We start from the raw sequence: 5,657 nt of genomic DNA, 5'->3' as shown, positions 1-5,657 counted from the left end.
CAACCTTGTCACCGACATCAAGGACCTGATCCGTTTCGAGCCGGGTGTCAGCGTCCCCACCAGCCCCGCCCGCTTTTCGGCCGCCCTGTCGGGTGCAGGCCGCGACGGCAATTCGGGCTTTACCATTCGCGGTATGGGCGGAAACCGCGTCCTGATCATTCAGGATGGCGTGCGCGTTCCCGACGGCTTTGCCTTTGGTGCCCAGAGCGTCGGCCGGGGCGGCTATAACGATCTGGACATGGTCAAATCGGTCGAGATCCTGCGTGGTCCCGCATCGGCTCTTTACGGCTCGGACGGTATCGCCGGTGCCGTCAGCTTTACGTCCAAAGACCCCGCTGATTTCATTGATGCCGGTCGCAATTTCGGAGCCCGCGCCCGTGTCGGCTACAACTCCGCCGATGACGGCTGGAGCGAAAGCCTCGCGCTGGCAGGCCGTAATGGCAACCTGTCGGGCCTGATCGCCTATACCCGCCGTGATGCCCATGAGACCGAAAACATGGCCGACACCGGCGGCACGGGCGCAGCCCGCACCCAGCCGAACCCGCAAGAGTTTGCCTCCAATGCTGTGCTTGCCAAACTGCTGTGGGACATCAACGAAAACCACGCCCTGCGCCTGACCTATGATCATTTCGATCAGGACATGGAGGGCGAGGCTCTCAGCAGCTATTCAGCCAGCGTTATCGGCCTGACCGCCCGCGACGAGGTCGAGCGCGACCGCATCAGCATGGACTGGCGCTTCGACAACTTCCTCGGTCTGGATTCCGGTTCGGTGGCCGCCTTCTGGCAGGACGCCACCACCCGCCAGTTTACCTATGAAGACCGCACTCCGGCCGTGGACCGCACCCGCGATGTCACTTTTGACAACAGTATCTGGGGCTTGTCGGCTCAGGGCAGCAAAAGCTTTGGCACCCAGTCGCTCCAGCACCGTGTAACCGTCGGGGCCGACTGGTCACGCACCACACAGGAAGGCATCCGCGACGGTACCGTACCGCCCATGGGCGAGCCCTTCCCCGCCCGTCCCTTCCCCAAGACCGAGTATGATCTGGCGGGCCTGTTCGTTCAGGATGAAATCTCGCTGCTGGATGGTCGCCTCAGCATCATTCCGGCCCTGCGTTACGACTGGTACGAACTGACGCCCAAGGCCGACGCCCTGTTCCCCGCCCCCGCCGAAGGACAAAGCGACAGCCACCTGTCGCCCAAGATCGGCGTGATGTTCTGGGCCGATGACCATTTCGGTGTGTTCGCCAACTATGCGCAGGGCTTCAAAGCCCCGTCGCCGATGCAGGTGAACAACTTCTTTGCCAATCCGGTCTTCGGCTATGAATCCATTCCGAACCCCGATCTGAGCCCGGAAACCAGCGAAAGCATCGAGGCCGGTGTTCGCTTCCGCAACCTGGAAGCCTTTGGCGGCAACATGTCGCTGTCGGCCACGGCGTTCAAAACCCACTATGACGACTTCATCAACCAGATCGTTGTGCGCGGCACAGGCGTTCCGGGTGTTGATCCCCTGATCTACCAGTACGTCAACCTGACCGAGGTGGACATCTGGGGTCTGGAAGCTCGCGGCGATATCCGCTGGGACAACGGCCTGTCGGCCATCGTCGCGGTATCCTTTGCCGATGGCGATCAGGAAACAGACGGGGCGCGTGGCAAGCTGACCTCGGTTGATCCGGTCAAGGTCGTCAGCGGCCTGAACTATGCCGCACCGTCGGGAGTCTGGGGTGGTTCTGCCACGGTTACATGGTCCGGCAAGAAGGATCAGGCCGGTTGCGGCGGCGGTAACTGCTGGGCGGGCGAAGAGTTCGCCATCATGGACCTGACCGCCTTCTGGAACGTGACCGAAAAGGCCACTGTCCGTGCCGGCGTGTTCAACGTCTTTGACGAAACCTATGCGTGGTGGAGCGATGTGCGCGGCCTGTCGCGCGGCGGCACCGTCACCGCCCCGACCGAGCCAGCCACCCTTCCCGCCTTTACCCAACCGGGCCGTAATTTCGGCGTGTCCGTAAATCTTCGCTACTGATCCGATGGCCAGACCCATGACCAAACAAACCAAGATGTCCAAACGCGCCGTTATCATCGCGGCCGCCCTTTTGGTCGGTGCTCCGGTAGCCGCGGCCAATGCGCAGACCCCTGCCCCCACAGCGACTGCCGCTGGTACACAGGCTCCCGCCAGTGCCTTCGAGCGTGACCGTCAGGCCATTCTGGCGCAGGCGGGCCAGTATCGCGTCCATTTCGACATGCGTGAGAATGTCAGCTTTGATGCCGACTATGATCCTCTGGAGGAAAAACTGTCCGGCGGTAGCGAGATCGTGCGCGTGGTCTATGACCATGGCGACCGCATCAGCCTGCAGCACATCCTCGTCATGGCCCATGGCGACCAGACGGTGGTGGTCAAACACTGGCGTCAGGACTGGGTGTACCAGCCCCAGACCGTTCTGGCCTATAGCGGCCCGAACCAGTGGACACTGACCCCTGTGCCAGACGCCGAGCGTGCCGGTGCATGGTCGCAAACCGTGTGGCAGACGGACGATTCCCCCCGCTATGGCGGTGTCGGCCACTGGACCTATGAAAACGGTCTGACGGCGTGGACCTCGAACCCCACATGGCGCCCGCTGGCCCGTCGCGATGCGGTGCGTAATCCGGTCTATGACCGTTATCTCGGCACCAACCGCCACATCCTCAAGCCCAATGGCTGGGTTCATATCCAGGACAATATGAAGATGTCGGGCCGCAATGGCGGCACACCGGTCGCGATCGTGCAGGAGGACGTCATCAACACCTATGACACCTCCACCTCCTACACGCCCAAGCCCGGCGATGACTACTGGGCCGCAACCCAAACCTATTGGGCCGGTATTCGCGATGCATGGGACGCCGTCATCACCCGTGACGGCGGTGTTTATGTCGAAGAAGCGCCAGAGACCGGCGTTGTCACTGGCATCCCCCTGATGGAACTGGCCTCGAAAATCCAGAAGGGCGAGATCACGACCGAAGCCGCCCTGACCGAAGGTCGCGCCATTATCGCGCTGGCGACGGTTAAGGACTGACCTCCCAACTGTTCTGACGGGATGGTCTATCCCCTCGTCCTGTCGGACTATGCCCCTCTGTTTTTGCAGCAAACAGAGGGGCATCTTTTTTTGCTCTATCGCTCGCCTCGCGGAGGCTCGCTGCTTGAGAGCGTTTAGGGCTCTATCGCTCGCCTCACGGAGGCTCCCTGCTTGAGAGCGTTTAGGGCTCTATCGCTCGCCTCACGGAGGCTCCCTGCTTGAGAGCGTTTAGGGCTCTATCGCTCGCCTCGCGGAGGCTCGGTGTTTGAGAGCGTTAAGCGCGAAAGCACTCTACCTCGCGCCTGCTATTGCGTTTAGTGCGTGTGGCGGGCCATTTCCGAGCGGGCGCGGACCTGACCAAACTCGGAATCCGGCTTCCATGTCGGCCACATATCGCCATCGGCCAACTGGCGGCCCAGACGGTACAGCAGGGTCAGGTTTTCCGACGCCGATGTGAAATCGAAGTCTGCTGACCATTCATCGCTCGGCTTGTGATAGACGCGGCCGAAACGCTCCTGCCACGCAGCCTTGCCGACCTCGGTGCCGCCTTCAACAAAATCGACACCGTGCCACGGCATCAGGGCCGGAACCCCTGCACGCGCAAAGGCGAAATGGTCCGAACGGTAATAGAAGCCCTGCTGGGGTTGGCCGTCATCCGAGACATAGCGCCCCTCTGCCTTGGCCAGAGTGTCCAGCATGTCTTCCAGACTGTTCTGCCCCTTACCGAAGATCGGCACATCGCGCGTCTGGCCCGATAGCGGCAGCATGTCGATATTGATATTGGCGACCGTGGTTTCCAGCGGATAGACCGGATCAGCCGCATAGGCATAGGCCCCCAGCAGGCCCATTTCTTCGGCGGTCACATGCAGGAAGACAAGACTGCGTTTGGCCGGGCCATCGGCAGCAAACTGGCGGGCCATCTCGACCACACCGACCGTGCCCGACGCATTATCCCATGCCCCGTTGAAAATATGGTCTTCGCCATTGGCCGGATCGCGGGTGCCCACATGGTCCCAGTGGGCGCTGAACACAACCGTCTCGTCCGGACGCTCCGTGCCCGGCAGGATGGCCAGCAGGTTGTGGCTGGTCAGAACGGTCTTGTCTTCGTTCGCTGCCACCGAAACCGTCTGCGGCAAGGCCACAGCCGTAAAGGCTTCCAGCTTGGCCGCTTCTACCTGCGCCGCATCAATCCCCAAACTGGCCGCCATTTCGGGCGAGACCCAGCCACGGAACTGTAGCGGAGCCGAACCCGGTGCCAGACGCGAGGAGCGCGTGCGCATCGTCACCGTGCGCTCCCACTCATTGGTCGAAATCATGATGACACCCACCGCACCCCGACGATAGGCCTCGTCGACCTTATAGCCGTCCTGCGCATAATAACGGCGATAGGGGCTGTTGAACTCGGGCGATCCGCCCATCAGCACCACGACCTTGCCGGTCACATCCAGATCGCCGTAATCGTCCCAGTTGCGTTCCGGCGCGGTAATGCCATAGCCCGCAAACACCAGACCCGCATCGGTGACATGACCATGTCCCGCTTCGTTCAGAGCGCGGACAATCAGGCCATCGGCATTTGCCGGCGTGCGCGTGCTGCCATCGGCCGCCTTCAGCGTCACAGACGCATCGCGCGGCGTCAGGCTGATCAGGTCCACACGTTGCAGCCACTGGCCGTCCGGTCCACCCGGCTTCAGGCCCATGGCCTCATATTCGGATTGCAGCCATGCGAGGGTCTTTTCCTCGCCGACTGTCCCCGGATAGCGCCCCTGAAAATCGTCCGCGCTGATTAGGCGTACCTTTTCAGACAGTACCTGCGTCGAAAACTCTTGTGCGAAGGACGGTGCCGCAGAAAAGACAAGGGCGGCAAAGGCCACACCACGAAGCAAACGCTTGGACATACAGGGTCTCCCACCCGATTTTTTGTTATCGCATACCAATAAGGGCAACCCCGCCGGAGTTGCCCTTACCGTTTTGTAATGGTTGCGACTTAGTCGCGCTTGTCTTGTGAGGTCGCCCGAACCGTCGAGAATTCCGAGGTTGGCTTCCACTGCGGCCAGTCGGTCGAGTTGGCCAGAGCCGCACCCGCCTGATAGCTGACTTCCATATCCTCGATCATACCGGCCAGATCCCAGTCTGCGCTCCACTCGTCCGCGACCTGATGGTAGCCGGTACGGCCATATTCGGCCTGCGCGGCCAGACGCGGCTCAACCGGCGCATCGAGGAAATCACCTGCCGAGCTGATATAGGACATCGGCACACCGCGCTTCACCAGCGGGAAGTGGTCAGAGCGGAAATAGATACCGGCGGCGGCACCGGCATCCGGCACAATGCCGCGACCTTGGGCCGTGGCGATGGCGCTCAGGCGGTCATCCAGATCGGAATGGCCAAAGCCGGTAATGTTCAGCTTGTCCTTGCGACCATAGACATTGGCGGCATCGATGTTGAAACCGGCTGCGGTGGTCTCCAGCGGGTACAGCGGATTGGCGGCATAATATTCCGAACCCAGCAGACCCGACTCCTCGCCCGTAAAGGCGACCATCACGATCGAACGCTCGGGGCGCGGGCCCTGACCAAAGCGGCGAGCGATCTCGATGATCGCGACCGTGCCCGAGG

General features: G+C 61.7%; 4 protein-coding genes. 2 read left to right on the top strand and 2 right to left on the bottom strand.

What is annotated here, in order from left to right; translation table 11 throughout:
- A partial coding sequence (locus RSB01_RS13300) for a TonB-dependent hemoglobin/transferrin/lactoferrin family receptor (RefSeq protein WP_332625649.1) occupies positions 1 to 2,020 on the top strand: 2,020 nt, incomplete at its 5' end.
- Positions 2,021 to 2,036: 16 nt separating this feature from the next.
- Entirely contained in the window at positions 2,037 to 3,047 is a 1,011-nt protein-coding gene (locus tag RSB01_RS13295; RefSeq protein WP_332590468.1) for a DUF6607 family protein, read from the top strand.
- 314 nt (positions 3,048 to 3,361) lie between these two features.
- On the opposite strand, the gene RSB01_RS13290 is transcribed toward RSB01_RS13295, so the two are convergent.
- Together RSB01_RS13290 and RSB01_RS13285 are read right to left on the bottom strand one after the other, a co-directional pair.
- Complete coding sequence (locus RSB01_RS13290; protein WP_332619393.1) at positions 3,362 to 4,942, bottom strand: M28 family peptidase; 1,581 nt, start codon at positions 4,940 to 4,942, stop codon at positions 3,362 to 3,364.
- Positions 4,943 to 5,031: 89 nt separating this feature from the next.
- Positions 5,032 to 5,657: M28 family peptidase (locus tag RSB01_RS13285; protein ID WP_332625646.1), on the bottom strand; the 626-nt coding region annotated here is incomplete at its 5' end.

It is taken from the genome of Brevundimonas sp. (assembly GCF_036659295.1).
Classification (GTDB): Bacteria; Pseudomonadota; Alphaproteobacteria; order Caulobacterales; family Caulobacteraceae; genus Brevundimonas.
This window is presented reverse-complemented; position numbering and strand designations above follow the sequence as displayed.